Source organism: Streptosporangium sp. NPDC053982, from assembly GCF_055585205.1.
The window spans coordinates 1-24,711 of sequence record NZ_JBVJKQ010000033.1 but is presented as its reverse complement, the minus strand read 5'-3'; the positions used below and the strand labels follow the sequence as shown (position 1 = coordinate 24,711).

The following is a 24,711-nucleotide window of genomic DNA, read 5'->3' as shown; positions in this document are numbered from 1 at the left end:
TATGAACGAGCTGTTCGGGGGTCACGCCCGCATCGAACCATCACCCGGACGACCCGACCAGCCACAACAGCCTGACCTAACAAAGCACTACTAGGGCGTGTCCCGTGATCTTGGTGCCGGTAGTGCGGACTCCACGGTGGTCCGCGCGCATCAGCACGCGGCCGGAGCACGACACGCCCCGGCGTTGGACCTGCCTTCAAAGGGGAAGGTGAAGATCACAAAGGGGTGACGGCTAGCCGGGAGGCGCTGGGCCGGTCCCGCGGCGGACTGTCCACAAAGATTCACCTGGTCGCCGACCGGCGCTGCCGCCCGATTGTCACCCTGCTCACTCCCGGCCAGCACGGTGACAGCCCACGGTTCATCCCGCTCATCGACTCCATCCGCATCCGCCGCCCCGGCGGGGTGGGCAGGCATCGCAAGCGTCCCGTCCGCGTGCTGGCCGACAAGGCATACTCCTCCAAAGCCAACCGCGCCTACCTGCGCCAACGCGGCATCAAGGCCGTGATCCCCATCAAGAAGGACCAAGCCGCCCACCGCGCCAAGCGCGGTTCCAGGGGCGGACGGCCACTCGCTTTCGACCGCGAGGCCTACAAGGAACGCAACACCGTCGAGCGCTGCGTCAACAAGCTCCGCCAGCACCGTGCCGTCGCCACCCGCTACGACAAACGACAACTCATCTACCAGGGCATCCTCAACGTCGCGTCAATCCGTATCTGGCTCCGCGACCCCGTCCCGTGGCATCCCTGCAAGATCGAAATCGGGTGGTGTCCTGCACGCCTCACCCGTCATAATCCGGGCATGTTCGTTGTCACAGTGACCTACACGGCGCCGCTCAAGGACGTAGATGAGTGGCGGCCGGCCCACGGCGAATGGCTGAAAGGCCTCATCGCCCGGCGGCTGTTTCTGGTGGTCGGACGCCAGGTGCCTCTGGTCGGTGGCATCTACCTGACGGCCGATATGCCTGCCGAAGAACTCGCTCAGATCCTGGCCACCGATCCCTATGCCCTCAACAGTGTCGCCACGCACAGCGTCGTGGAATTCACCCCACTGCTCGTCGCAGACGGCCTGGAGAGCCTCAAGAGCTAAACCACCGATACTGGGGGTCTTCACCACACCGAATCAAGATCACGGGACACGCTCCAGTCAGGCCCGTGAATCCTGTCACCGGGGTGTTCAACCGGTGAGAAGATCGGGGGTGCTCCGAACAGCGGACTCGGTACTCGCACGATTGCCGGAACCGCTGCACGCACTCGCACTGAAACACTGTCAACCGCTGAGGTTCACGGTGGTGGGTGGGGCGGCGTTCTCGGTCGACAACGCGGTGCTCTATAGGTTGAAGCCGACCGACTTGCGGCCACTACGTGATCTTTGATCGTCGTCACGACACTCGATGATCACGGTGGCCGCACGCGTTTGTGTACTCGCTCACCGGAATGTCTTTGAAGGAGGACGTCACGTGCGTTGGCTGGACGTGCGCCGGCACAGCCTGACCAAGAAAGGCGCGGCGCGTGGCCGCGGGTCGCATCTGTCGGCTGACGGCATCACACTGGCCCGATTCATCGGCTCTGAAGCCGGCCCCTACGAGCGGGTCGTCACCAGTTCGTCTCCTCGGGCCGTGGAGACCGCTGTCGCGATGGGTTTCGCCGTTGACGACACCATGGAGATGCCGTCGGGTTATGTGTCCGAGGAGATTCCCCGGCACGCACAATGGGGCTGGACCGACCCCTACCGGCGGCTCGCGGGGATCATCCGGGAGGGCCGGGCCGCGGCGGCCGTGGCCGAGACTCTCCGAGTGATCTGGGTGGACACGGTCGGTGACGTCGCGGAGGACCGCTCGGCGCTCCTGGTCGGGCATGGAGGGGCGATCGAACTGGCGTTGGTGGCGTGCTTTCCGGATGCTTCACACGATTCCTGGGGGACGCCGTTCGCGCACTGCGACGGTGCGCGCCTCGGCTTCGCCGACGGTCATTTCGTGAGCATCGAATTCCACCGGGCGCCGCAGAGCCCCGTCCCGCCGAGTTGAAGTTCGCTGACCGCGGCCGGAGCGCTAGGAGGGAATCTCGTCCCGCTGATGTGGGCACAGGCCGACGATGGCGATCCTGGCTATGTAAGCACACCCCGCACCCAGGCTAGACGGCCAGGGCGCCCCTTACCCTTGCGGCCAGGGCGGCAAGCTCCTCGGGCGTGTGCTCGACGATCCCGCCCTCCGCCATGAGCGCGTGGTACTGCTGCTGTTCGTAGGGAACGCCGGGTGGCAGGGCGGCGATGTGCCAGTGCAGGTGGGCGTTTCCCTGCTGACTGCCCAAGGACAGCAGGTAGGTGCGCTCGCAGGGCACGCTCGCCTCCAGGGCGAGAGCCACTCGGCGCACCACCCGCATCACCGCGATGAACCGGTCCTCGTCGAGATCTCGCACGACGTGTTCGACGTGGGCCTTGGGCGCCACAAGGACATACCCGGGCAGAGCCGCGAAGCGGGCGAGAAACCCGATGTGGGTGCCGTCGTCGTAGACGATCTCTTCCGGCTGGCCGGGGTCTCCGCTGACGATCGCGCAGATGAAGCAGGGCCCGGTCCGGGAGCGACGGCTGTAGCTTTCCACATCGAAGGGCACGCGCTTGATCGGGCCGGTCATCACACTCCTCGATGGAACGCGAGGTCTTCATGTGATTGATCATCTTATGCGTTGAGGCCGGCCGCGTGGGGGGCGCGGTCAGCGGCTGCGAGGCCGCCGGCCAGGCGGGGCGGCGAAGGAGAGCGGCCGGTGAGGCTGCGGGTTCAGCCCGTGAAGTAGTGTCCCGCGTTCAGGTCGGCGATGAGCCCGGGCCGGTCGGGGTGCCAGTCCAGCAGCTTCCGGGTCAGGGCGGAGGAGGCCGGGGCGTCCAGCGTGGTGAAGAGGGCCAGCCAGCCGAAGTGCTCGTCCGCCTCCCGCGCGGGGATCGCGGTCACCGGCACGCCGAGCCCGTGCCCGATGGCGTCGGCGACGTCGCGTAGCGGCACGCCCTCCTCGGCGACGGCGTGCAGCCGCGCGCCCGCGGGGGCCTTCTCCAGCGCCAGCCGGTACAGGCGGGCGGCGTCCAGCCGGTGCACGCTCGCCCAGCGGTGGCCGCCGTCGCTCACGTAGGCGGAGACGCCCTTCGCGCGGGCGATGCCGATCGCGGTCGCGACGAATCCCGGGTCGCCCTCCCCGTGCACCAGCGGCAGCCGCAACACCGAGACCCGCACCCCGCGCTCCGCGAACGACAGCGCCACCTGCTCGGCGGCCCCCCGGGGCGAATGCGTTCCCGGCTCGTCCTCCTCGGTGCCGACACGGCCGGGCGGGAGCAGACCGGTGCCCGAGGTGACCACGAGCGGCCGGCCGGAGCCCGCCAGCGCCTCGCCGAGCGCCGCGATGGCCCGCCGGTCGGTCTGGTTGGCGGCCTCGAAGTTCGCGAAGTCGTGCACGAAGGCCAGGTGGATGACGGCGTCCGCGGCGGTGGCCCCGTCGCGCAGACCGGCGAGGTCGTCGAGCGAGCCCGGGTGGGGCTCGGCTCCCGCGGCCCTCAACGCGGCGGCGGCCTCGTCCGTACGGGCCAGGCCGGACACCTGGTGCCCGGCCTCGATGAGATCACGGACGACGGCGGAGCCCACGAAGCCCGTGGCGCCGGTGACGAAAACACGCATGACGATCTCCTTTTCAGCGGTGCTCCCATCGTCGGAGCCGGTGCCGTACGGCGTCCAAAGCCTGTTCCTCATCGGGCAATACGTCTCAGGCATCACCGCAGTAGGCTGCGGGGTATGCCCGACTCGCCCGACCTCGATCTGCGGCTCGTGCGCTACTTCACGGCGGTCGCCGAGCACCGGCACTTCGGCCGTGCCGCCGAGGCCCTGCACATCACCCAGCCGTCGCTGAGCCGGCAGATCCGCGGCCTCGAACGGCAGCTGGGCGCCCGCCTGCTCGACCGCACCCCGCAGGGCACGCGGCTCACCGAGGCGGGCGAGGTCTTCCTGCCCCGCGCCAGGACGCTGCTGCGCTCGGCCGCCCAGGCGGCGGCGCAGGCCCGTGCCGCCGCCCGGCCCAGCCGGATCACGATCGGGTACACGGCGGGCCTCATCGTCACCCCGGCCGTGCGTGACCTGCGCCACCTGCACCCGGACGCCGACGTGCGCACCTCCCACGTGGCCTGGAACGAGCCGCGGCCCGCCCTGTTCGACTACCGTGTGGACGCGGTGGTGACCCGGCTGCCGTTCGCGACGGACGGGCTCGACGTGACGGTCCTGTACGACGAGCCGCGCATGCTGCTGCTCTCGCGCGACCATCGCCTCGCGGGCAGGGAGTCCGTGACGCTGGACGACATCGCCGACGAGCCGCTGCCCCGGCTGGCCGACCCGGACCCGGCCTGGGAGGCGTACTGGCGCATCGATCCCAGGCCCGACGGCCGCCCGGCTCCCGACGGCCCGCTCATCTCCGGCATCGAGGACAAGTTCGAGCTGATCGCCGCCGGGGAGGCGGTGGCCATCGCGGCCGGTTCGGTCTTCGTCAGCCTCCGCCCGGACATCACCTCGATCCCTCTGGAGGGCGTCGAGCCGAGCCACGTCGTGCTGGCGACCCGGGCCGGCGACCGCAACCGCCTGGTGCCGGCGTTCCGCAGGTCCGCCAAGGCGCTGCTCACCGGTTCGCGGGCGGCCCCGAGGGCTTCGGCGGCCTCGGCGTCCTGATCGGCGACGCCGGAAGCGGCCTCGGTGGGCCGGTCATGGATCGGCGTCGGGCACCCGCTGCGCGGCGGCGTAGGCGCCCTCGCGCACCCGCTGGATCCATCCGGCCGGGCTCAGCCCGGGGATCGGATGCCTGAGCGGGTCGAAGCGGACCGGCTCGTCGTCGTCCGTGCGGGCGGGGCCGCTCAGTTCCAGCACGCCGAAGCGCTCCCACGGCCCGGCGGGGGAGGCCACCACCAGGTCGAACACCAGCGGACGCGCGGCGGCCACGCGGGCGAGCGCGCCGAGCCGGGCGGGGGAGGCCCAGGAGCGCCGCGCCACCGCGCCGAGCAGCACCCTGCCGCAGCCCGCCGCGCCGTACGGCAGCAGCGAGCCGTACAGGCCCGGCGCCCACCGGACGGCGGGCCGCAGCAGGCGGCGGCCGGGCACGGTGCGGCCGGTGGTGGCCAGCAGCAGTTCGGCGACGACGTCCGGGGCGGCCTCCGCGCCGCTCCCGGTCATCCCGGTTCCTCCTGCCTCCCCGGCGTTCCCGCCTTTCCCGGTGTCCTCCGCGCCGGCGGTGTCACCGGGCGCCGGCTGCCGCCACCGTACGGCCAGGCCCAGCACGTCCGGCGACGGATACGGCAGACCCGCCGACCGCGACAGCCGGGCGATCCCGCGCAGTTCCGCCGCCTCGTCCAGGAACGCCGCGCCCCTCGGGCTCGGCGCGCCGTGCAGGTGGAGCGCGGCGTCGAAGAGCAGCCCCACCGGGTGCAGGGGCCGGCCGCGGCGGATCCGCGCCGCCGTCCCGAAGACCGCCGCGAGTCCCGCCCTCGCGGCGGAGGTCACCGGTCCCTGCCTCACGCGTTCCTCCCCCTCGTCCTCGTCGTCGGCGGCGCGCCGTGCCACCTCGTTACCCGTGGCGACGCGGCCGAACCCGGGTGCCGTGCTCAGGTGGCGCCGGTGAGGTCGCGGGCGGCCTCGGCGAAGGCGCGGAGGCGGGCGGTGGCGTTGTCGGCGCGCCACAGCAGGCCCCAGTGCAGCGGCGGGGCGTCCTCGAAGGGGACGTAGGCGACGTCGGGGCGGACGTAGTAGCGCCTGGCCTGCGCGCCGACCGGGAAGACGCCGTGTCCGGCGCCGACGAGGGTGAGCGCCTCGTTGAAGGTGGCGGCCTGGGGGCCGCGAGCGATCGGCTTCCCGGACGGCGTGGCGGACGGGGTGCGGTCGAGGCGCAGCGAGTCGGGCAGCGTGGCGGGGAGCTGGAGCAGCGTGACCCGGGCCAGGTCCTCCAGGCGAATCGAGGCGCTGCGGGCGAAGGGATGCCGGGCCGGGACGGCGAGCATGCGCGCCTCCGACATCAGCACCGGCCCGGTGGCGATGCCGGGCTCCTCGACGGGGAAGGTGGCCAGGGCGACGTCGATCTCGCCGTCGCGCAGCCAGGGCATGAGGTCGGTCATCTGCGCCTCGCGGAGCAGGACGTCGCAGTCGGGCCGGCGTCGCCGCAGCAGTTCCGCGGCCCCGACCAGCAGCTGCCCGCCCGCCGCGCCGACGAAGGCGACCCGCAGCGTGCCGGTCAGGCCGCGGCCGCTCGCCACGGCCTGCTCGAAAGCGCCGGTGATCTGGTCCCAGGCGGGGCGCACGCCCTCGTACAGCCGCCGTCCCGCCGCCGTCAGCTCGACGCGGCGGCTGGTGCGCTCGAACAGCGGGACGCCGGTACGGCGCTCCAGTTTGGCGATCGTCTGGCTGATCCGGGCGGTGGACACGCGCAGCCGCTCGGCGGTCCGGCCGAAGTGCAGCTCCTCGGCGAGGGTGAGGAACGCCTCCACCTCGTGCCGCTCCAGCATGACCCTCCCATCGTTAACCCGGGCTTCACGATCCTTGCACAGGACCGCATTGATCGGCCGCTCGCCCCGGCCGAGAGTGGAGCCGTCCGAAAACCCCCTGATCTGCGAGGAAAAAAGACCATGAACTCCCTGACCGCCCTGCGCTCCGCCGTCCGCGGCCGGGTCCGGCTGCCGGGCGACCCAGGTTTCGACGCCGCCCGCCGCCCCTGGAACCTGGCGATCGAGCAGACGGTGGCGGCCGTGGTGGAGGCCGCCGACGCCGACGACGCGGCCGCGCTGGTCCGCCACGCCCGCGCCGCCGGGCTGGGGGTGGCGGCGCAGCCGAACGGGCACGGCGCCACCGGCCGCACCGACGGTGTGATCCTGCTGCGCACCGCCCGGCTGGACACCCTGGAGATCGACCCGGACGCCCGGCGCGCCCGCGTCGGCGCGGGCGTGCCCTCGGGGCGGGTGCAGGCCGCCGCCGCGCCGTACGGCCTGACCGGTCTGCCCGGCAGCTCCCCGGTCGTCAGCGTCACCGGCGCGGCCCTCGGCGGCGGGCTGAGCTGGTTCGGCCGCGCCCACGGCTGGATCGCCGACGGCGTCACCGCCCTCGACGTCGTCGACGCCGACGGCCTGCGGCGGCGCGTCACCGCCGACGCCGACCCGGACCTGTTCTGGGCACTGCGCGGCGGAGGCGGCGACTTCGCGATCGTCACCGCCCTGGAGCTGACCCTGCACCCCGCGCCGCGCCTGTACGGCGGGCGGATGCTGTGGACGGCCGGGCACGCCCCGGCCGTCCTGGACGCCTACCGGCGTGTCACCGCCGACGTGCCCGGGGAGCTGACCGTCTGGCTGGACCTGCTGCACTTCCCCGGCTCGGATCCCATGGTCGCCGTCGACGTCACCCACCTCGGCGGTGCGGACGAGGCCCGCGACCTGCTCGGTCCGCTGGAGCGCCTGCCCCGGCCGCTGTCCGACAGCCGGCGCGTCATGCCGGTCTCCGAGATCGGCTCCATCACCGCCGAGCCGACCGATCCCGGCCCGGGACTCTCGCGCGCCGAGCTGCTGACCGGCCTGGACGACGCCGCGGCCGAGACCCTGCTGGCCGACCCGATCGCCCCGCTGTTGAGCGCCCAGATCCGCCACCTGGGAGGCGCGTTCGCCCAGCCCTCCGACAGCCCGCACGGCCCGCTGGCCGAGCCGTACGCGCTCTACCTGTTCGGAATCCCGGCGGACCCGGCGACCGCGGAGGCCGTCACCGTCCGGCAGCGCGCCCTCGCCGAGGCGCTGCCCGTCAGCGGGCGCAAGCCCCTCACCTTCCTGGGCCCTGGCGAGACCGCGGCCGACGCCTTCGCTCCCGCGGCGCTGGAGCGGCTGCGCGAGATCAAGCGCCGCCGTGACCCGCACGGCGTCATCCGCGGCAACTTCCCCGTTCTCGGCTGACCTCGTCCGGGCGTGTCCTCCGCCCTCGGGGCTTCCCGGCCGCCCCGCCTGCGCGCGGGGCGGCCGAAGCGTTACGAACGGGTTTCCGGGAGGTTAGCCGGAACCATTGACACCATCTTTGTTAGCGATAACAATCGGCTCAGCGAACACGCCTTTCATTCCGGTCATCACGTTATGTGACTGTTTGACGCTTCTTATGCCTCGGTGACGGCCGGCACGAGCGTTGCCGGGGCCCGCTGGATGACCCCCCGATCCGCAAGGAGATGTGCACGATGAGGTTGGCACGAATCGCGGGCGCGCTGTCCGCCGTCGTACTCGCCGCCACCATGACGGCCTGCGGCTCCAGCCAGAAGACGGTGGACACCCAGGCCTCCGCCGACAGCGGCGGCGGCGCGGCCGGCGCGCTGATCGGCGTCACCATGCCCACCAAGTCCTCCGAGCGCTGGATCCACGACGGTGACAACGTCAGGTCGCAGCTGGAGAAACTGGGCTACAAGGTCGACCTGCAGTACGCCGAGAACGACATCCCCACCCAGGCCAACCAGATCGAGAACCAGATCACCAAGGGCGCCAAGCTGCTGATCGTCGCCTCCATCGACGGCACCGCGCTGACCTCCCAGCTCCAGCAGGCCGCCGACAACAAGATCCCGGTCATCGCCTACGACCGCCTGATCCGCAACAGCCCCAACGTCGACTACTACGCCACCTTCGACAACTTCAAGGTCGGCGTCCAGCAGGCCACCTCGCTGCTGAAGGGACTCGGCGTCGACGGCGGCAAGAAGGGCCCGTTCAACGTCGAGCTGTTCGGCGGCTCGCCCGACGACAACAACGCCACCTTCTTCTGGAACGGCGCCATGTCGGTGCTCAAGCCGAAGATCGACGACGGCACGCTGAAGGTCAAGAGCGGCCAGACCGACTTCAAGACCGCCGCGATCCTGCGCTGGGACCCCGCCACCGCGCAGCGGCGCATGGAGGACATCCTCACCAAGACCTACACCGGCGACGCCAAGGTCGACGGCGTGCTGTCGCCCTACGACGGCCTGTCCATCGGCATCCTGTCGGCGCTCAAGAGCAACGGCTACGGCACCGGCGCCCAGAAGTACCCGGTCGTGACCGGCCAGGACGCCGAACTCGCCTCGGTGAAGTCGATCATCGCCGACGAGCAGTACTCCACCATCTTCAAGGACACCCGCAAGCTCGCCGAGACGACCGTCAAGATGGCCGACGCCGTCCTCAAGGGCGGCAAGCCCGAGGTGAACAACACCAAGGACTACGACAACGGCAACAAGGTCGTCCCCTCCTACCTCCTCGACCCGGTGATCGTCGACAAGGACAACTACAAGGACGTCATCGTCGGCGGCGGCTACTACACCGAAGACCAGCTGAATTGACATCCTCCCCCGCGGAAGGCGGGGGATTCCAACCCTTTGTCCTACGCGATGAGGAGGCCAGGTTGAGGTTCGCGGTGCGTCGGCCCGGTAACCCGTGGCCCTTCCCGCGCAGCCACGGCATGCCCTGCCGCGTGTGCGAGGTTGCGTGCGGCGTTCACATCCGCGTGCCCGACATGATGGCAGGAGCGGCACCGGAAGCGCGCTTGGCTCTCACGCGCCCTCCGATCCACGACCCCGCACACCGAGCAGCACTGACTGGTGAACGCCGGGTCTACCCGGATGACCCGGCCGGGCGCCTTGTCCTCCAGACGGGTGAGGAGCATGCTCCAACCGTTGGCGAGGATGCCGCGGTTCAGCCCGGCCTTCTGCCGCACCCCGCGGCCCGGCTTCTCCAGGGTGCCGCGGGCCGAGCGGGTCATCGCGGCGACCTTGAGGTCCTCGACCGCGATGACGTCGAACCGGCGCGCCAGATCGGTGCTGGTCTTCTCCACCCAGTCCTTACGGCGATCCTTGCGCCGCGCTTTCAGCCGGGCGAGGGCGGCTTTGACCTTCGCCCGCCGGGCCGAGCCGGGCTTGGCGCGGGCGAGCCTGCGCTCCAAGCGCCGCAGTCGTGCCTGCTCCGTCTCCCGCAGGGGCGCGACGGTGAGCAGCTCGCCGGTGGACAGCGCCGCCGAGACCACCACACCCCGATCCACGCCCACGGCTTCACCGTTGCCCGGCGCGGGAATCGGCTGAGGAACGGCGGCGAAGGCGACATGCCAGCGCCCGGCCCGATCCCGGGCCACCCGGTAGGACTTCACCCCGGCTGGCACCGGCCGCGACCAGCGAAAGCGAACCCACCCGACCTTGGGGATCCGCACTTCGCCGACATGGCGCGACAGGCGGCGCACGTCCTCGGCTTTGACCGCGACGATGCGGAAGCCCTCGCTCCGGCCGCGTTTGCGCCAGCCCGGCTTGTCGTGCGTGCCGCCGAAGAAGTTGGCCATCGCCTGCGCGAAATCCTTGAGTGCTTGCTGCTGCACGACGACCGACCCTTGGGCCAGCCAGGGGCAGGCGGCGCGGGCCTCGGTGAGCTGGCGGCACTGCTCGGCGAAGCCCGGGGCGCTGCCGCGTCCGGGCCACCAGAAGGAGTACTGCTCGACGGCGAGGTTCCACACGTACCGGGCATGGCGGCAGTGCTCTGCCAGCGTCGCTTCCTGGGTGGGGGTGGGCTGCAGCCGGTAGCGAGACACACACGAAATATTACTGACCGTCATCGAACTGTCGTTGGTGAAACAAGAAAAACCCCCTACCTGATCGTGCTGCGTTTCCTTCCCGCACTGAAGGGCGGGGACTCCATGCCGCAGATTCATGGTGACGAAAGGCGTGTCCGAGACCCCAGGTGGTCCTGGGCGTCCCAAGACCGAGGGGCCTCCTTCCCGCGATGACCGACCAGAAGACCGACCAGAAGTCCGACCACATCCTGCGGATGAGCGGGATCACCAAGACCTTCCCCGGCGTCAGGGCGCTGCAGGACGTCACCCTGTCGGTACGGCGGGGCGAGATCCACGCGATCTGCGGAGAGAACGGCGCCGGCAAGTCGACGCTGATGAAGGTGCTGTCCGGGGTGCACCCGCACGGCGACTACGAGGGCGAGATCGTCTTCGACGGCGCCCGCTGCGAGTTCGGCGGCATCCGCGACAGCGAGCGCGCGGGCATCGTCATCATCCACCAGGAGCTGGCGCTCAGCCCGCAGCTGTCGATCGCCGAGAACATCTTCCTGGGCAACGAACGCGCCAGGCGCGGGATCATCGACTGGAACCGCACCAACCACGAGGCCGCCGAGCTGATGAGGCGGGTCGGCCTGCGGGAGAACCCGGTGACGATGGTCGCCGACATCGGCGTGGGCAAGCAGCAGCTCGTCGAGATCGCCAAGGCGCTGTCGAAGCGGGTGAAGCTGCTCATCCTCGACGAGCCGACCGCCGCGCTCAACGACGAGGACTCCGCGCACCTGCTGGACCTGCTGCGGGGCTTGCGCGGGGAGGGCATCACCTGCGTCATCATCTCCCACAAGCTCAACGAGGTGACCGCGATCGCCGACTCCGTCACCGTCATCCGCGACGGGCGGACGATCGAGACGCTCGACATGGCCGGCGGCGGCGTCACCGAGGACCGCATCATCTCCGGGATGGTGGGCCGCGCCCTGGACAACCGCTTCCCGCCGCACGAGCCGTCCATCGGCGAGGAGGCGCTGCGCATCGAGGACTGGACGGTGCACAGCCCCACCCAGCCCGGCCGCAAGGTGGTCGACGGCGCGAGCCTCACCCTGCGCCGCGGCGAGATCGTCGGACTGGCCGGGCTGATGGGCGCGGGCCGCACCGAGCTGGCGATGAGCGTGTTCGGGCGGGCCTACGGCACCGACATCTCCGGCAGGATCTTCAAGGACGGCAGGCAGGTCCGGATCCGCACCGTCCAGGACGCCATCGAGCACGGCCTGGCCTACGCCACCGAGGACCGCAAGCGCTACGGCCTCAACCTCATCGACGACGTCAGGCGCAACATCTCGGCCGCGGGCCTGGCCGGGCTGTCGCGCCGCGGCTGGGTCGACGAGCGCGAGGAGTACAAGGTCGCCGAGGAGTACCGCCGGAGCATGAACATCAAGGCCCCCGGCGTGTCCAGCGTGGTCGGCAAGCTCAGCGGCGGCAACCAGCAGAAGGTCGTGCTGTCGAAGTGGATCCTCACCCAGCCCGACGTGCTGATCCTCGACGAGCCGACCCGGGGCATCGACGTCGGCGCCAAGTACGAGATCTACACGATCATCAACCGGCTGGCCGACCAGGGCCGGGCGATCCTGGTGATCTCCTCGGAGCTGCCGGAGCTGCTGGGCCTGTGCGACCGCATCTACACCCTCTGCGAGGGCCGCGTCACCGGTGAGGTGCCGCGCCGGGAGGCCACGCAGGAACGCCTCATGCACCTGATGACCAAGGGACAGGAGTAAGCCCTCATGAGCAGCATCACCCCCGCCGAGGTGGCGGCCGGGACCGGGACCGGGGCCGGGGACCCGGAGGAGCCGCGGCGGCCGGGACGGGTGTCGCTGGGCGGGCTGTCGCTCAACCTGCGCTCCAGCGGCATCTACATCGCCTTCGCCCTGATCATCGCGCTGTTCTCGGTGCTCACCGACGGGGCCCTGCTCCAGCCGCAGAACATCTCCAACATCATCGTCCAGAACTCCTACGTCCTCATCCTCGCCATCGGGATGATCCTGATCATCATCGCCGGGCACATCGACCTGTCGGTGGGCTCGGTGGTCGCGGTGACCGGCGCGCTGGCCGCGGTGCTCATGGTCGACATGGGCCTGCCGTGGCCGGCGGCGCTGGCGGCCACGCTGGTGGCCGGCGGCCTCGTCGGCGCCTGGCAGGGGTTCTGGATCGCCTACTTCGGCATCCCGGCGTTCATCGTGACGCTCGCCGGAATGCTGCTGTTCCGCGCGCTCACCCTGACCGTGCTGGGCAACCAGGGCATCGGCCCGTTCCCCGACGCGGTCCGCACCCTCTCCAACGGCTTCACCGACGGCTACCTCGGCAACATCGGCCTCGGCCCGCTGGGCGGCGCCGACCTGTTCAGCCTGCTGGTCGGCCTGATCGCCGTCGCCGGCATGGTCACGGCGCAGTGGCGCGCCCGCCGGGCACGCGCCGGATACGGCCAGACCGTGGACCCGTTGCCGCTGTTCGCCCTGAAGATGGCGGCCGGGACGGCGCTGATCCTCTTCCTGGTCGTGCAGCTCGCCCGGTTCAAGAATCTTCCCTGGGTGCTGGTGCTGCTGGCGGTGCTGGTGCTCGGCTACTCGCTGCTGGCCGGCCGTACGGTCTTCGGCCGCCGGATCTACGCCATCGGCGGCAATCTGCACGCGGCCGTCATGTCCGGGGTCAAGGTCAAGCAGGTCGTCTTCTGGATCTTCGTTAATATGGGGGTGCTGTCGGCCGTCGCCGGCGTCATCTTCGCCGGACGGCTCAACCAGGCCGGCCCGACGGCGGGCGCCAGCTTCGAGCTCGACGCGATCGCCGCGGCCTTCATCGGCGGCGCCGCCGTACAGGGCGGCGTCGGCAAGGTCGCCGGGGCGATCACCGGCGGCCTCATCATGGCGGTCATCAACAACGGCATGTCCCTGATCGGCTCACCCAGTGAGCGGGTCATGCTCGTTAAGGGGGCCGTCCTGCTGGCGGCCGTCGCGTTCGACGTCTGGACCAAACGCCGGGCCGGAACCGCTCGCTGACCCGGGTGGCCGGCCGAAAGGAGAGACCGTGGCACCGCCTGCCGGGCACCGCCCACCGATCATGGCCGACGTCGCCAGAGAGGCCGGTGTGTCGCATCAGACGGTCTCGCGGGTGCTCAACGACCACCCCAACGTCCGGGCGGCCACCCGGACCCGGGTGCTGGAGGCGATCGACCGGCTCGGCTACCGCCGTAACCTCGCCGCCCGCGCCCTGGTCACCAGGAGCTCGCGGACGCTCGGCGTGGTCAGCTTCGACACCACCCTGTACGGCCCGGCCAGCACCGTCTACGGCATCGAGCAGGCCGCCAGGACCGCCGGCTACTTCGTCAGCATCGTGAGCCTGAAGTCGATCGACGCCGCAAGCGTCGGCGACGCCATCGACTACCTCGCCGACCAGGGCGTCGACGGCGTCGTGGTCGTCGCGCCGCAGCGCTCGGCGGCCCGCGCCCTGGAGAGCCTGCCTCCCGGCCTGCCCGCGGTGGCCGTCGAGGGCTCGCACCGGACCGACGTGCCCGTGGTCTGCATCGACCAGGCCGAGGGCGCCAGGCTCGCCACCCGGCACCTGCTGGAGCTGGGCCACGAGACGGTCTGGCACGTGGCCGGCCCGGCCGACTGGCTGGAGAGCGAGGGCCGGATCGAGGGCTGGCGGACCACCCTGAAGGCGGCCGGCCGTACGGTGCCCGAGCCGCTGTTCGGCGACTGGAGCCCCCGCTCGGGTTACGAGGCGGGCCGGAACCTGGCCGGGATCGGCGGGGTGACGGCGGTGTTCGTGGCCAACGACCAGATGGCGCTCGGCCTGCTGCGGGCGCTCACCGAGGAGGGGGTGCGGGTCCCCGAGCAGATCAGCGTCGTGGGGTTCGACGACATCCCCGAGGCGGAGTTCTTCTCACCTCCGCTCACCACGGTCCGGCAGGACTTCGCCGCGGTGGGCCGGCAGTGCATCGAGGTGCTGCTGCGGCGGATCGACGTGCCGGGGACCTGCGAGGGCGAGCGGCTCGTCGTGCCGCCCGTCCTCGTCATCAGGTCCAGCTCCACGGGGCGCTGACCCGGCCCGCGGCGGCGGTGACGGGCCGTCGCCGCGTCGTGGTGCCCGCGGGCCGGGGGCCGGGGCGGCGGCGGGACGCGCCGGGCCGGTCACGCCGTTTCCCGAGGCGGGAGTTCACCGACGCCGGTGGCGGAGTGCTCGTCGCTCCGCGGCGTCGAGCGCGGGTGCGAGGGACGCGAGCGTGGTGCGGAGGAGGTCCGGCAGCGAGCCGGCCGGCACGACGAGCCCACTGGCCGTGGCGGACGAGACGGTCGTCCGCAGCCACCGTTCGAGCACCACGCGGACCGCGGCGGCCACGCTCGCCGCGAGCACCCGTGCGGTGTGCGTGTCGCCGTCGCCGAGACGCCCGGCGATGGCTTCGGTGAGGGGATGTTCGATCGCGGTGGTGGCGTCGATGAACGCGTCGCGCAGCGCGGGGCGGGTGGTGATCAGCAGCAGCGCGTCCCGGCCGGATGCGTCCGGGGCGGTGTACTGATCCACGACGGCCTCGATGACGGCGTCGGCGAGGCCGACGCCGTCGGGACGGTCGGCCACCGCCGCCGCGATCCGTGCCTCCCGTTCGCCGGTGACGGCGGCGACGATCGCCTGCTCCCGGCTGGAGAAGTAGTTGTTGTACGTCCTCGGCGAGACGCCGGCGGCCTCGGCGATGTCGTCGACGCGGACGTTGTCCGGCCCGCGCTCAAGAGCCAGCCGCAGGGCCGCCTCGCGTAGGGCCTCCCGGGTGGCCTGCTTCTTCTGTTCGCGCAGTCCCGTTCGTCGTGTCGTCACCGTGCCAGCATAGCTTAGATGCGTACGCGCAAATTTGCGCGTACGCATCTTTTTGTCTAGCCTGGCGTCCTCGCTCCGGCTTCACCACCCTCGCCGGGCGCCGTCACGGCCGGCCGTGTCCCTGTGCTTCGGCGCGCCGCCCGTCCTCCGCGAACCAAGGAGAAAACGTGATCACAGATGTCGTCATCAGCGGCGGCGGCCCGAACGGGCTGATGCTGGCCTGCGAGCTGAGCCTGGCGGGGGTCCGGCCGCTCGTGCTGGAGCGGCTGCCCGAGCCGAGCGAGGAACCGAAGGCGAACGGGCTGCTCGGCCAGGTCGTGAGAATGCTCGACCACCGCGGCCTGCACGAACCTCTCAGCGGCAGCCCGGAACCGCCGCGGCCGAACTCCGCGTACTTCATGTTCGGTGCGATGGGCCTGGACCTGAGCCTGCTGGAGGACAGCCCCGTCCACGCCCTGCCGGTGCCGCAGCGACGCATCGTGCAGGTCCTGCGGGAGCGCGCCGTCGAACTGGGCGTGGAGATCCGGTGGGGACACGAGGTCGCCGGCCTGTCACAGGAACAGGACGGCGACGCGGTCACCGTCGACGTCGCGGGCCCCGAGGGGGAGTACCGCCTGAGAGCCCGCTACCTGGTCGGGGCCGACGGGGCCCACAGCACCACGCGCAAGCTCTCCGGCATCGGATTCCCCGGCGTCACCTACGACCGGATGACCGTCCGCTCGGCGCACGTGACGGTCCCGGCGGACCGGATCGATCCCGCGACCGGTGCGCTGAACGTGCCCGGCCACGGCGCCGTCATGCCGTTCCTGCCCCACCGCACCGAGCACGGAGGGTTCTCCTACGCGCCGATGCCCGGCCACCCGCCGCTGGTCAGCACCACCGAGTGGGACCAGCCCGCGACCGGCGCCCCGATGAGCCTGGAGGAGCTGCGGGTGAGCGTCCGCCGCGTGCTCGGCGTCGACGTGCCGCTCGGTCCGCCCGAGGGCCGGGGACCGCACGTGCTGCGCCGGCTGACCGGCGGCAACACCCGGGTCGCCGAACGGTTCGCCGACGGCCGGGTGTTCCTGATCGGTGACGCCGCCCACGTGTACTCCGCCACGGGAGGCGGCCCGGGGCTCAACCTCGGCCTGCAGGACGCGGTCAACCTCGGCTGGAAACTCGCCGCCGAGATCCGGGGGAGCGCCCCGTCCGGACTGCTGGACACCTACGAGACGGAGCGGCGATCGGCCGCCCGGCGCATGGTGCTGAACGCGCAGGCACAGGCGGCCCTGATCGCCCCCGGCGACGACGTCACCGGACTGCGCGAGGTGTTCGCCGAACTGCTCCGCGACCCGGGCACCGTGCGGCGCCTGGCCGAGCTCACCGCGGGCGCCGACGTCCGCTACGACATGGGCGAACCCGCGCCGCATCCGCTGACCGGCCGCTTCGCCCCGGACCTGGAACTGCACACCCCGGCCGGACCGGTACGGCTGGCCGAGCTGACCAGGACCGCACGCCCGCTCCTGCTGGACCTGACCGAAGGGGCATGGCTGGCGGAGACACCCGCCCTGCGCCACGACCGGGTCGACGTCGTCGCGGCGCGCTCCCAGGCACCCGCGCCCACCGCCCTGCTCCTTCGGCCGGACTGCCATGTGGCCTGGGCGTCCTCGTCGCCCCGGCCCGATCCCACGGAGATCGAAGCACTCCGGGCGGCCCTGCGGCGGTGGTTCGGTGTCACCGAACCCGCCCACGCCTGACAGGAGGCAACGGAGACGCCGGCGGAGCGGACGAAGGCGCCCGCGACGGGGTCCCGCGAGCCGGAGATCTCCTCATGGTCACCGGGATCCCAGCAGCTCGCGCAGCAGCTCGCCGAACTCGGCGGGGTGCGTGCTGAGGCCCGTGTGCCCGCCGGGGAAGCGGACGAACTCGGCGCCGAGCAGTTCGGCCAGGAAGGCGGCGCAGCGGTGGGGCAGCTCGCCGTGGGATTCGGCCCCGCCCGCGAGCACGAGCCGCTCCGACAGGGCCGCCAGGCGCTCCACGTCCGGGGCGTAGGCCATGAAGGCCGGCACGATCCGCCCGAGGAAGTAGGGCATGTCGGCCATGGTCCGCTCGACGCGCGCCGCCGCCCGCGGCGTCAGCCCGGCGGCGGGCGGCGCCGCCGGGGCCGCCGGGGTCGCGGCGGGTGCGCCGGGCGCCCTGAGGCCGGCCGCGAACACGGCCGCCGCGGGCATCAGCCCCTCCCGGTGGAAGACGTCCTGGACGCGGGCGAGCATGGCGCGGTGCTCGGAGGCGTCCGGCAGCACCTCCACCACCGGCGGCTCGTGCGCCACGACGCGTTCGACCCGATCGGGGCGGGTGGCCAGCAGGTGCAGCGCGACGATCGCGCCCGAGCTGCAGCCGGCCACGCGGGCGGGCGTGTCCGGCGACAGCAGGTCCAGCAGCGCGAGCGCGTCGTCGGCGTGCCGCGCGACGTGCTGCGGCGCCTCCGGGTCGTCCAAAGGGCTGCGGGACAGGCCGCGCGGGTCGTAGGAGACGACCGTGCGGCCGTCGGCGAGGTCGTCGGCGACGTCCTCGAAGGAGGCCGCTCCGCCCGTTCCGCCGGAGATCAGCAGCACGAGCGGGCCCTCCCCGCGCACCTCGTAGTGCAGGGTCGCGCCGTCCGCGCGCAGGCGGCCGATGGCCGGGGGAGTCATCGCGGGTCTCCTTCGTCGGGTGCGGGCCAGTGCTCCAGGAGGGAGTGCAGGGCGTCCAGGCAGCGGACCCAGGACTCCTGCGCGGGGCGCGCGTGCGCGAACCCGCCCGCGGCCTCCAGGCTGACGAAGCCGTGCAGCGTGCTGCGCATCAGCCGGACCGCGTCGGTCAGGTCGGGCTCGGTCAGCGCGTAGGCGCGCAGCATGCTGTAGGTCAGCTCGACCGCGCGCCGCGGCCCGGCGGCCCGGGCCAGGAGCTCGGGGTCGATCCGCATCGGGATCTGCGTCGCGGTGTAGCGGCCCGGGTGGTCGTGGGCGTACGCCCGCCAGGCGTCGGCGTAGGCCACCAGCGCGTCCTTGCCCGCCCGCCCGGCGGTGGCCTCGGCGATGCGGATGGTCTTCTCGTCCGCCCCCAGCAGGGAGATGCGCCCGCGCAGGTCGTCAAGGCCGCGGACGTGCGCGTACAGGCTGGCGTCCTTGACCCCGAGCCGCCGGGCCACCGCCGACATGGTCAGGTGGTCGAGCCCTGCCTCGTCCGCCAGCTCGGCGGCGGCGAGCGTCACCCGCTCCGCGGTCAGCCCGGCCCGCACCATGCGCGTCCCACCCTTCCCTAGGCATATTCGCTAGAAACTAATGGTCCTAGTTTCTGTGTCGAGGCCGAGGCTAGAGGGGAGGCGGCGCCCCCGTCAAACGGCGGCGCCCACCCGCCCCGGAGATTCCGGGGCGGGTGGGCGCCGGGGGAGACGCTCAGGGGGCGATCGGCGGCTGCCGCTTGTGCTCGGTGAGCCGGTAGCGGCGGACGATCGTCTCGAAGGCGGCCCCATCGACCGGCTCGCCCTCCAGGAAGTCGTCGATGTGGTCGTAGGCGACGCCGAGCGCCTCCTCGTCGGGCCTGCCCGGGTTCAGCGTCTCCAGGTCCGCGGTCGGGATCTTGCCGACCAGCTCCGGCGGCGCGCCCAGAGCCTGGGTCACGGCCCGTACCCGCCGCTTGGTCAGGCCGGCGAGCGGCACCACGTCGGCCGCGCCGTCACCGAACTTGGTGAAGAAGCCGGAGACCGCCTCGGCGGCGTGGTCGGTCCCCACGACCAGCCCCCCGTGCGCGCCCGCCACCGCGAACTGGACGATCATGCGCTGCCGCGCCTTGATGTTGCCGTGCACGAAGTCCTGCTGGTGGGCGTCGCGGAAGGCCATGCCACCGGCCAGCAGCGCCTCCAGCGCGGCGTCGCTGGCGGGCTTCACATCCACGGTCAGGACCTGGTCGGGCCGGATGAACTCCAGCGCCAGCCGCGCGTCCTTCTCGTCGGCCTGGTCACCGTACGGCAACCGCATCGCGTAGAACGTCGCCTCCCGCCCGGCGGCGCGGACCCGCTCGACGGCGAGCTGGCACAGCCAGCCCGCGGCGGTGGAGTCCACTCCGCCGCTGATGCCCAGCACCAGCGCGCGCAGGCCCGTGGAGGTCAGCTGGGCGGTGAGGAAGGCGACCCGGTGCTCGATCTCCCGCTGCGCGTCGAAGGACACGCTCACCCGGAGATCCCGGGCGATCTCCTGCTGCAGGGACATGGATGCCGGATCGGTCACGGTGGCTCCTCGGTCGGGCCCGCGGGCCCTCAGACGGGGTCGGCACGCGCCGCCGGGCCGGGACCCCGGGCGCGGGGGACGTAAGCACTCTAGGGGAAGACCGCGAAGCCCGGCTCGGGGCGGGGCCGCCGAGACGTCCCCGCTCCCGAAGCGCCACGGGCGGAACCCGGTGACCGCCGCCTCCCCGAGGGGGACGATCGGCACGGACCGCGCCCGCGCGGACTTCCCAGAGTCCGCCTGACCTTTCCTGAGGAAGGCGGTGTAAACACACGCGTGGACCGGCGGCCCCGTGGACGGGTCACGCTACGGCGCCGTCCGGCCTCGACCACCGGACGCGGCCGGCGCCGCCCGGCGCCGCAGGACCAGCCACCGGCCGGCCAGTCCGGCGGCGAACATGGCCGCGCCGACGAGCACCGACTGCCACGGCAGGGTGACCACCAGGGTCAGGCAGCCGGCGACGCCGAGCACGTTGAGCCAGCGCGGCCGGCGGCGGTCGGCCGCGGGCTGGGTGAACGCCGAGGCGTTGGCGATCGCGTAGTAGACGAGCACGCCGAACGAGGAGAAGCCGATCACGCCGCGCAGGTCGGCGACGGACACCAGGACGCAGACCACCACCGCCAGGGCGATCTCGGCGTGGTGCGGCACCCGGTGGCGGGGATGGACGGCGGCGAGCCCGCCGGGCAGGTCGCGGTTGCGGGCCATGGCCAGGACGGTGCGGCCGACACCGGCGATCAGGGCCAGCAGAGCCCCCAGCGCCGCCAGCGCGCCGCCCGCCCGCACCACCGGGGCCAGGAAGCCGGCGCCCGCCGCCTCGACCGCGGTGGTCAGCGGCGCACCGGAGGCGGCGAGCCGGTACGGCCCGGCCGCCAGCAGCGCCGCGACCCCGACCACCAGGTAGACGGCCACGGCGACGAACAGGGCGATCTCGATCGCCCGCGGGATGGTGCGGCGCGGGTCGCGGACCTCCTCGCCCATGGTGGCGATGCGGGCGTAGCCGGCGAAGGCGAAGAACAGCAGCCCCGCGGCCTGCAGGACGCCGTAGACGCCGCCCGTCACCCGCCCGCCGCCCAGGTTCGCCGGGTCGGTGTGGCCGCCCGCCGCGATGCCCGCCACCACGACGGCCAGGGCGGTCAGGCTGGTGGCGACGAGCACCCGGGTGAGCAGGGCCGTCCTGGTCACCCCGTGGTAGTTCAGCGCGGTCAGCCCCAGCACCGCCGCGACGGCCAGGGCGCGCTGCGCCCACCAGGGGCCGGGCAGCGCGTAGGAGGCGAAGGTGAGCGCCATGGCGGCGCAAGACGCGGTCTTGCCGACGACGAAACCCCACCCGGCGGTGAACCCCCACCAGTGCCCCAGGCGCTCGCGGCCGTAGACGTAGGTGCCGCCGGAGACCGGGTAGACCGCCGCCAGCTGCGCGGAGGCGACCGCGTTGCAGTACGCGATCACCGCGGCGACCACCAGCCCGATCAGCAGACCGGCGCCGGCGGCACGCGCGGCGGGGCCGAACGCGGCGAACACCCCCGCCCCGATCATCGACCCGAGCCCGATGACCACCGCGTCGCCGGTGCCCAGCCGGCGCGCGAGCCGGTCGCCGCCGCCCCGGGACGGCTCGGAGGAGGGTGCGCCGTCGGGCCGTGGTCGGGACGCCACCGCCACCTCCTCGGCAACCGTTCGTCGGATGGGCCTGATGCATCGTCCCACGGCCCCGCCGGGTCAGGCCGCCCCGGCCTCCGCGTCCCGCTCCCCGGTCACGGGCGGTCCGCCCGGAAGTCGCCCGCGTGGTCCCGGGCCCAGGTCGCGAAGGTGCGCGCGGGGTGGCCGGTCAGCTCCGGCACGGCCCGGGTGAGTTCGACGGGACGTCCGTCGCAGGACTGCCACCAGTCCAGCAGCGAGTCGGCGTAGGGGGCGGGGATGTATCCGGCCGTCTCCCGCTTCCACTCCTCGCGGGTGACCTCGCGGAAGGGGACAGGACGGCCGGTCATCCGGCTCAGGATGCCGATCTGCTCGGCGAAGGTGAGCGACTCCGGGCCGGTGAGGGTGTACGGTCGCCCGCCCAGGCCCGGGTCGGCGAGCACGGCGAGGGCGGCCTCGGCGATGTCGGACTCGTGGATCGGGTCGCTGTGGGAGCCGGGGAAGGGCAGGCTGATCGGCCGGCCCGACCGCACGCTCCGGCTCCATGCGAGCGCGTTGCCCGCGAACGAGCCGGGCCGCAGCGACGTCGACCGGACGGAAGAGGCATCGAGCGCCCTCTCCACGTCCAGGTGGGACTTCGCCACCGGGCTGTCCCCGGCGTCAGGGGCGAGAACCGAGGAGGAGGACAGCAGCACGATGTGCTCGACGCCGGCGCGGACGGCCTCCTCGGCGAACGCTTCGGCGTACGACGGGTTGGCGTACAGGAAGACCGAGGTCACGCCCTTGAGCGCGGCGGCGAAGGTGGACGGGTCGGTGAGATCGCATCGGACGGTGTCCGGGCCGTCGGGCCGGCTGGACGCCACGCGGACAGGGAGGGCGCGCTCACGCAGCAGGCCGATGAGGGCCCGGGCGACGGCGCCGCGGCTTCCGGTGACGAGAACGGTCATCTCGATGGTTCCTTTCGATGGTGCGCCGGGGCCGTGCGGGGCCGTGCGTGGCATGGGCCGTACGGGGCCGCGGCGAATGAGGACGGCGCGTCGCCGTGCGGCGGATGCGGCACCGGAGAGTGAGGACCTACGGGTCCCTTTTCAGGAGGCGCATAAGATGCGACGCGACGCAGACTCTTTGATAGAAAGAATCTGTGTGACGAATAATCTTTGTGACGAAGATAAATTTGAGGCATGGAGGCACCGGGTGTCAAACCGATCGGAGTTGCTCGCGCGCGTCGTGGGGGAGAGTCAGCGGCACTACGCCGCCTACACGCTGTTCAACCAGGCGATGGCCGACCGGATCGGACTGCACCCCACCGACGTGCAGTGCATCGCGCTGCTCGACCTGGAGCCCGGACCGGTGACGACCGGCGAGATCGCCCGGCTCACGGGCCTGGCGTCGGGATCGGCGTCCCGGCTGGTCGACCGCCTGAAGAAGGCCGGTTTCGTACGGCGCCTGCCCGACCCGAACGACCGCAGGCGCGCCCTCGTCGCCCTGGTCCCCGACGCGGCCGGGCGGATCGAGGAGGCGTGGGACGTCCCGGGCCGGGCGTTCGGCGCGGCGCTGGATCACTACACCGACGAGCAGTTGGAGGTCATCGCCGACTACCTCCACCGGACCGCCGAAGTGGGCCGTGAGCAGGCCCGGCGGCTGACATCCGGAGATCCGCGGCCGCGGCCCGGCGGCTGACATCCGGGGGCGCCGCGGCGGTGGCCCGCCGACCGGCTCCCGAGGGGCCGTGGCCGTGACCCGCCGGTGGGATGGAGCGCCCGCCCCGCCGGAAACGCTCATGCCCCCGCCGGCGCGGCGGGGGCATGAGCGTGGGTGTGGTGCAGGTGGTGGGATCCTCCGTACGGCGGGGCGGCCTCACTCCTCGCCGGAGAACCTCTCCCAGGCCGACTGCCGGGTCATGCCCAGGGCGGCGCCGATCCTGGCCCAGGTGACGCCGCGGTCGCGCAGCCGGCCCACCCAGACCTGCAGGCTCTCGTCGACCTGGGCGCTCACGGTGGCGACGCGCGGCAGGAACTCGAGGATCTGCTCATCGGTCATGCGGTCCGGCCAGGGGATCTCGGCCTCCTCCGACGGCTCGGCCGGCGTGTCGAGGATGATGTTGCACAGCCCCACGCACTCGTTGCAGATGTAGACGCCGGGACCGGCGACCACCTTGTCCACGTCGCTCTTCGGCTTCGCGCAGAACGAGCAGTGGATCCGCTCGTCGGCCAGGGATGGGGCGGTCATGCGATCCTCCGAGGCAGCTTTTGTCAGGGTTTTCCTGACGGGTGACCGCGACTCTAGCCCGTCAGGTGAATCCTGACAAGCGGCGGCGTCGTCCCGCGACGCGCCCCCGCCCGGGGCCTCCTCGTCCGCGGGGTCGCCGGCGAGCGCCCGGGCGGCCGCCGCCTCGTCACCGCTCCAGCCCCAATGGCCGTCGTCCCCCTGCCGGGACTGCTCGTCGATCCACCGGTTGTGCGCCTCCCAGGCGGCCTGCCTGGTGGTGCCCAGGGCGGCGCCGATCCGGGACCACGGGGCGCCGGCCCGGCGGGCCGACCGTACGGTGAGCTGGCGTCCCTGGGCCGCCTTGCGGGCGATCACCTCGCCGAGCGCGAGCAGCTCCAGCGCCTCCTCGCGTGTCAGGGGCGGCGCGTCCAGGCCGGACGACGCGGCCTCGGGTTCGTCGTCCTCCTCGGGCGGCGGCGCGAGCGCCTCCCGGATGCGCAGCGCGTCGTAACGCGCGACCGCGTTCAGCAGCGTGAACCGGCGTTCAAGGTCCTCAGGAGTGGTCATGTCCCGAGTATTTCGTCAGGCCGCCTTGACATCAAGACAGCCTGACAATCGTGTGCCGCGCCCGCCGTACGGCCCGGCCGGCCGGAGCTAGGGCAGGCGGCGCTGGATGTCGACCAGGATCTCCAGCATCTGGGTCTGGGACGCCTTCACGTCCTGCACCTCCTCGCGCAGCGCCTGGACCTTCGCCCCCATCTCCTTGAGGTTGTTCGCCACTCCGTTGATCCGGACGGTCAGGCTTTCGGCGGCCTCCATCTGGTCGGCCCGGATCTGGATCACCTCGGTCTCCAGCGCGGAGGCGAGCCGCAGTGCGCTGTCCTCGATGCTCACGGTGATCTTCCCTTACCTTGGGGGTAAGGGACCTGGCTGGTATCAGCAGTCAGGTCCCGCTTCTTCGAGGGTAGCCGGGAGCGGCCCCCCGGTCCCTGGCGGCGGCGCCCGGCGGACGCCGCCTTCCGGCCGGATGTATCGCGGCCGATAACGGGACACACATGAGATCTTACCGAAAGTGATCGAAGCGTCACCGGCGAACCCGGGAAATCCCGTCGTTCCGCCATATCGCGTCCCCGCCCCGGGTCACGTCCAGCGAAGTGGTGTATGAGCTGCCCTTCGCGTGATCCTGTTTCTGCAGGTTAAGCGGTGAGTGTCTGCGGGAGGGGACTCTGTTGC

At 72.2% G+C, this 24,711-nt stretch carries 23 protein-coding genes; 10 read left to right on the top strand and 13 right to left on the bottom strand.

Translation table 11 applies throughout. The features are described 5' to 3' along the window. Window positions 1-225 precede the first annotated feature (225 nt). Together ACZ6W9_RS36640 and ACZ6W9_RS36635 are read left to right on the top strand one after the other, a co-directional pair. Window positions 226-1,086 (top strand): IS5 family transposase, encoded by an 861-nt coding sequence (locus ACZ6W9_RS36640; protein ID WP_470121838.1) that lies wholly within the window; start codon window positions 226-228, stop codon window positions 1,084-1,086. A 370-nt stretch (window positions 1,087-1,456) separates the two neighbouring features. After that, on the top strand, window positions 1,457-2,023 hold the full coding sequence (locus ACZ6W9_RS36635) for a histidine phosphatase family protein (protein ID WP_470121837.1): 567 nt from the start codon (window positions 1,457-1,459) through the stop codon (window positions 2,021-2,023). Window positions 2,024-2,129: 106 nt separating this feature from the next. On the opposite strand, the gene ACZ6W9_RS36630 is transcribed toward ACZ6W9_RS36635, so the two are convergent. Both ACZ6W9_RS36630 and ACZ6W9_RS36625 read right to left on the bottom strand, forming a co-directional pair. Continuing rightward, a complete protein-coding gene (locus ACZ6W9_RS36630; RefSeq protein WP_470121836.1) occupies window positions 2,130-2,630 on the bottom strand; it encodes an HIT family protein in 501 nt (166 codons plus the stop codon). A gap of 143 nt (window positions 2,631-2,773) precedes the next feature. Then, complete coding sequence (locus ACZ6W9_RS36625; RefSeq protein WP_470121835.1) at window positions 2,774-3,658, bottom strand: SDR family oxidoreductase; 885 nt, start codon at window positions 3,656-3,658, stop codon at window positions 2,774-2,776. 114 nt (window positions 3,659-3,772) lie between these two features. Between ACZ6W9_RS36625 and ACZ6W9_RS36620 the strand changes: the two genes are divergently transcribed. Continuing rightward, window positions 3,773-4,693 (top strand): LysR family transcriptional regulator, encoded by a 921-nt coding sequence (locus ACZ6W9_RS36620; protein ID WP_470121834.1) that lies wholly within the window; start codon window positions 3,773-3,775, stop codon window positions 4,691-4,693. Window positions 4,694-4,726: 33 nt separating this feature from the next. Here the strand turns inward: ACZ6W9_RS36620 and ACZ6W9_RS36615 are convergent, their stop codons facing one another. Both ACZ6W9_RS36615 and ACZ6W9_RS36610 read right to left on the bottom strand, forming a co-directional pair. Continuing rightward, window positions 4,727-5,578: a hypothetical protein gene (locus tag ACZ6W9_RS36615; protein ID WP_470121833.1), complete on the bottom strand. Its 852-nt coding sequence runs from the start codon at window positions 5,576-5,578 to the stop codon at window positions 4,727-4,729. Window positions 5,579-5,619: 41 nt separating this feature from the next. Continuing rightward, a complete protein-coding gene (locus ACZ6W9_RS36610) occupies window positions 5,620-6,513 on the bottom strand; it encodes a LysR family transcriptional regulator (RefSeq protein ID WP_470121832.1) in 894 nt (297 codons plus the stop codon). A gap of 120 nt (window positions 6,514-6,633) precedes the next feature. Here ACZ6W9_RS36610 and ACZ6W9_RS36605 point away from each other — a divergent pair, with 120 nt between their 5' ends. Continuing rightward, on the top strand, window positions 6,634-7,938 hold the full coding sequence (locus tag ACZ6W9_RS36605) for an FAD-binding oxidoreductase (RefSeq protein WP_470121831.1): 1,305 nt from the start codon (window positions 6,634-6,636) through the stop codon (window positions 7,936-7,938). A 272-nt stretch (window positions 7,939-8,210) separates the two neighbouring features. Beyond that, complete coding sequence (gene chvE, locus ACZ6W9_RS36600) at window positions 8,211-9,329, top strand: multiple monosaccharide ABC transporter substrate-binding protein (protein ID WP_389968901.1); 1,119 nt, start codon at window positions 8,211-8,213, stop codon at window positions 9,327-9,329. A gap of 41 nt (window positions 9,330-9,370) precedes the next feature. On the opposite strand, the gene ACZ6W9_RS36595 is transcribed toward chvE, so the two are convergent. Continuing rightward, window positions 9,371-10,561 carry an RNA-guided endonuclease InsQ/TnpB family protein gene (locus ACZ6W9_RS36595; RefSeq protein ID WP_470121830.1) on the bottom strand — a complete coding sequence of 397 codons (1,191 nt, stop codon included), beginning with the start codon at window positions 10,559-10,561 and terminating at the stop codon, window positions 9,371-9,373. Window positions 10,562-10,752: 191 nt separating this feature from the next. On the opposite strand from ACZ6W9_RS36595, the gene mmsA reads away from it, so the two are divergent. From mmsA to ACZ6W9_RS36580, 3 genes are all read left to right on the top strand, one after another. After that, window positions 10,753-12,306, top strand: a complete 1,554-nt coding sequence (mmsA, locus tag ACZ6W9_RS36590; protein WP_470121829.1) for a multiple monosaccharide ABC transporter ATP-binding protein — start codon at window positions 10,753-10,755, stop codon at window positions 12,304-12,306. Between the two features lie 6 nt (window positions 12,307-12,312). Then, complete coding sequence (gene mmsB, locus ACZ6W9_RS36585; RefSeq protein WP_389968895.1) at window positions 12,313-13,581, top strand: multiple monosaccharide ABC transporter permease; 1,269 nt, start codon at window positions 12,313-12,315, stop codon at window positions 13,579-13,581. A 61-nt stretch (window positions 13,582-13,642) separates the two neighbouring features. Continuing rightward, on the top strand, window positions 13,643-14,626 hold the full coding sequence (locus ACZ6W9_RS36580) for a LacI family DNA-binding transcriptional regulator (RefSeq protein ID WP_470121839.1): 984 nt from the start codon (window positions 13,643-13,645) through the stop codon (window positions 14,624-14,626). A 114-nt stretch (window positions 14,627-14,740) separates the two neighbouring features. On the opposite strand, the gene ACZ6W9_RS36575 is transcribed toward ACZ6W9_RS36580, so the two are convergent. Beyond that, window positions 14,741-15,394 carry a TetR/AcrR family transcriptional regulator gene (locus ACZ6W9_RS36575; protein ID WP_389968893.1) on the bottom strand — a complete coding sequence of 218 codons (654 nt, stop codon included), beginning with the start codon at window positions 15,392-15,394 and terminating at the stop codon, window positions 14,741-14,743. A 167-nt stretch (window positions 15,395-15,561) separates the two neighbouring features. Here ACZ6W9_RS36575 and ACZ6W9_RS36570 point away from each other — a divergent pair, with 167 nt between their 5' ends. Next, window positions 15,562-17,130, top strand: a complete 1,569-nt coding sequence (locus ACZ6W9_RS36570) for an FAD-dependent oxidoreductase (protein ID WP_470121828.1) — start codon at window positions 15,562-15,564, stop codon at window positions 17,128-17,130. A 78-nt stretch (window positions 17,131-17,208) separates the two neighbouring features. On the opposite strand, the gene ACZ6W9_RS36565 is transcribed toward ACZ6W9_RS36570, so the two are convergent. The 5 genes from ACZ6W9_RS36565 to ACZ6W9_RS36545 all read right to left on the bottom strand — a co-directional run bounded on the left by ACZ6W9_RS36565 (window position 17,209) and on the right by ACZ6W9_RS36545 (window position 22,217). Then, window positions 17,209-18,066: an alpha/beta fold hydrolase gene (locus ACZ6W9_RS36565; RefSeq protein ID WP_389968888.1), complete on the bottom strand. Its 858-nt coding sequence runs from the start codon at window positions 18,064-18,066 to the stop codon at window positions 17,209-17,211. Next, a complete protein-coding gene (locus ACZ6W9_RS36560) occupies window positions 18,063-18,656 on the bottom strand; it encodes a TetR-like C-terminal domain-containing protein (RefSeq protein WP_389968886.1) in 594 nt (197 codons plus the stop codon). Before ACZ6W9_RS36560 ends, ACZ6W9_RS36565 begins: the two co-directional genes overlap by 4 nt. Window positions 18,657-18,810: 154 nt before the next feature. Then, window positions 18,811-19,641, bottom strand: a complete 831-nt coding sequence (nadE, locus tag ACZ6W9_RS36555) for an ammonia-dependent NAD(+) synthetase (protein ID WP_470121827.1) — start codon at window positions 19,639-19,641, stop codon at window positions 18,811-18,813. A 303-nt stretch (window positions 19,642-19,944) separates the two neighbouring features. Continuing rightward, window positions 19,945-21,288 carry an APC family permease gene (locus tag ACZ6W9_RS36550; RefSeq protein WP_470121826.1) on the bottom strand — a complete coding sequence of 448 codons (1,344 nt, stop codon included), beginning with the start codon at window positions 21,286-21,288 and terminating at the stop codon, window positions 19,945-19,947. Window positions 21,289-21,386: 98 nt separating this feature from the next. Continuing rightward, window positions 21,387-22,217, bottom strand: coding sequence for an SDR family oxidoreductase (locus ACZ6W9_RS36545; RefSeq protein WP_389968880.1), 831 nt, complete (start codon window positions 22,215-22,217; stop codon window positions 21,387-21,389). Window positions 22,218-22,464: 247 nt separating this feature from the next. Between ACZ6W9_RS36545 and ACZ6W9_RS36540 the strand changes: the two genes are divergently transcribed. Next, window positions 22,465-22,950, top strand: a complete 486-nt coding sequence (locus ACZ6W9_RS36540) for a MarR family winged helix-turn-helix transcriptional regulator (RefSeq protein ID WP_389968878.1) — start codon at window positions 22,465-22,467, stop codon at window positions 22,948-22,950. Window positions 22,951-23,127: 177 nt separating this feature from the next. Here the strand turns inward: ACZ6W9_RS36540 and ACZ6W9_RS36535 are convergent, their stop codons facing one another. Both ACZ6W9_RS36535 and ACZ6W9_RS36530 read right to left on the bottom strand, forming a co-directional pair. Then, window positions 23,128-24,045 carry a ClpX C4-type zinc finger protein gene (locus ACZ6W9_RS36535; RefSeq protein WP_389968876.1) on the bottom strand — a complete coding sequence of 306 codons (918 nt, stop codon included), beginning with the start codon at window positions 24,043-24,045 and terminating at the stop codon, window positions 23,128-23,130. An 87-nt stretch (window positions 24,046-24,132) separates the two neighbouring features. After that, window positions 24,133-24,372: a hypothetical protein gene (locus ACZ6W9_RS36530; protein WP_389968874.1), complete on the bottom strand. Its 240-nt coding sequence runs from the start codon at window positions 24,370-24,372 to the stop codon at window positions 24,133-24,135. Window positions 24,373-24,711 lie beyond the last annotated feature (339 nt).

Excerpts from the sequence above, each read along its gene's own strand:
- ACZ6W9_RS36535 (WP_389968876.1), bottom strand. The coding sequence starts at position 24,045 with ATGACCACTCCTGAGGACCTTGAACGCCGGTTCACGCTGCTGAACGCG.
- ACZ6W9_RS36625 (WP_470121835.1), bottom strand. The coding sequence starts at position 3,658 with ATGCGTGTTTTCGTCACCGGCGCCACGGGCTTCGTGGGCTCCGCCGTC.
- ACZ6W9_RS36545 (WP_389968880.1), bottom strand. The coding sequence starts at position 22,217 with ATGACCGTTCTCGTCACCGGAAGCCGCGGCGCCGTCGCCCGGGCCCTC.
- mmsA (WP_470121829.1), top strand. The coding sequence starts at position 10,753 with ATGACCGACCAGAAGACCGACCAGAAGTCCGACCACATCCTGCGGATG.
- ACZ6W9_RS36560 (WP_389968886.1), bottom strand. The coding sequence starts at position 18,656 with ATGGTGCGGGCCGGGCTGACCGCGGAGCGGGTGACGCTCGCCGCCGCC.
- chvE (WP_389968901.1), top strand. The coding sequence starts at position 8,211 with ATGAGGTTGGCACGAATCGCGGGCGCGCTGTCCGCCGTCGTACTCGCC.
- mmsB (WP_389968895.1), top strand. The coding sequence starts at position 12,313 with ATGAGCAGCATCACCCCCGCCGAGGTGGCGGCCGGGACCGGGACCGGG.
- ACZ6W9_RS36630 (WP_470121836.1), bottom strand. The coding sequence starts at position 2,630 with ATGACCGGCCCGATCAAGCGCGTGCCCTTCGATGTGGAAAGCTACAGC.
- ACZ6W9_RS36610 (WP_470121832.1), bottom strand. The coding sequence starts at position 6,513 with ATGCTGGAGCGGCACGAGGTGGAGGCGTTCCTCACCCTCGCCGAGGAG.
- ACZ6W9_RS36605 (WP_470121831.1), top strand. The coding sequence starts at position 6,634 with ATGAACTCCCTGACCGCCCTGCGCTCCGCCGTCCGCGGCCGGGTCCGG.
- ACZ6W9_RS36620 (WP_470121834.1), top strand. The coding sequence starts at position 3,773 with ATGCCCGACTCGCCCGACCTCGATCTGCGGCTCGTGCGCTACTTCACG.
- ACZ6W9_RS36565 (WP_389968888.1), bottom strand. The coding sequence starts at position 18,066 with ATGACTCCCCCGGCCATCGGCCGCCTGCGCGCGGACGGCGCGACCCTG.
- ACZ6W9_RS36580 (WP_470121839.1), top strand. The coding sequence starts at position 13,643 with ATGGCCGACGTCGCCAGAGAGGCCGGTGTGTCGCATCAGACGGTCTCG.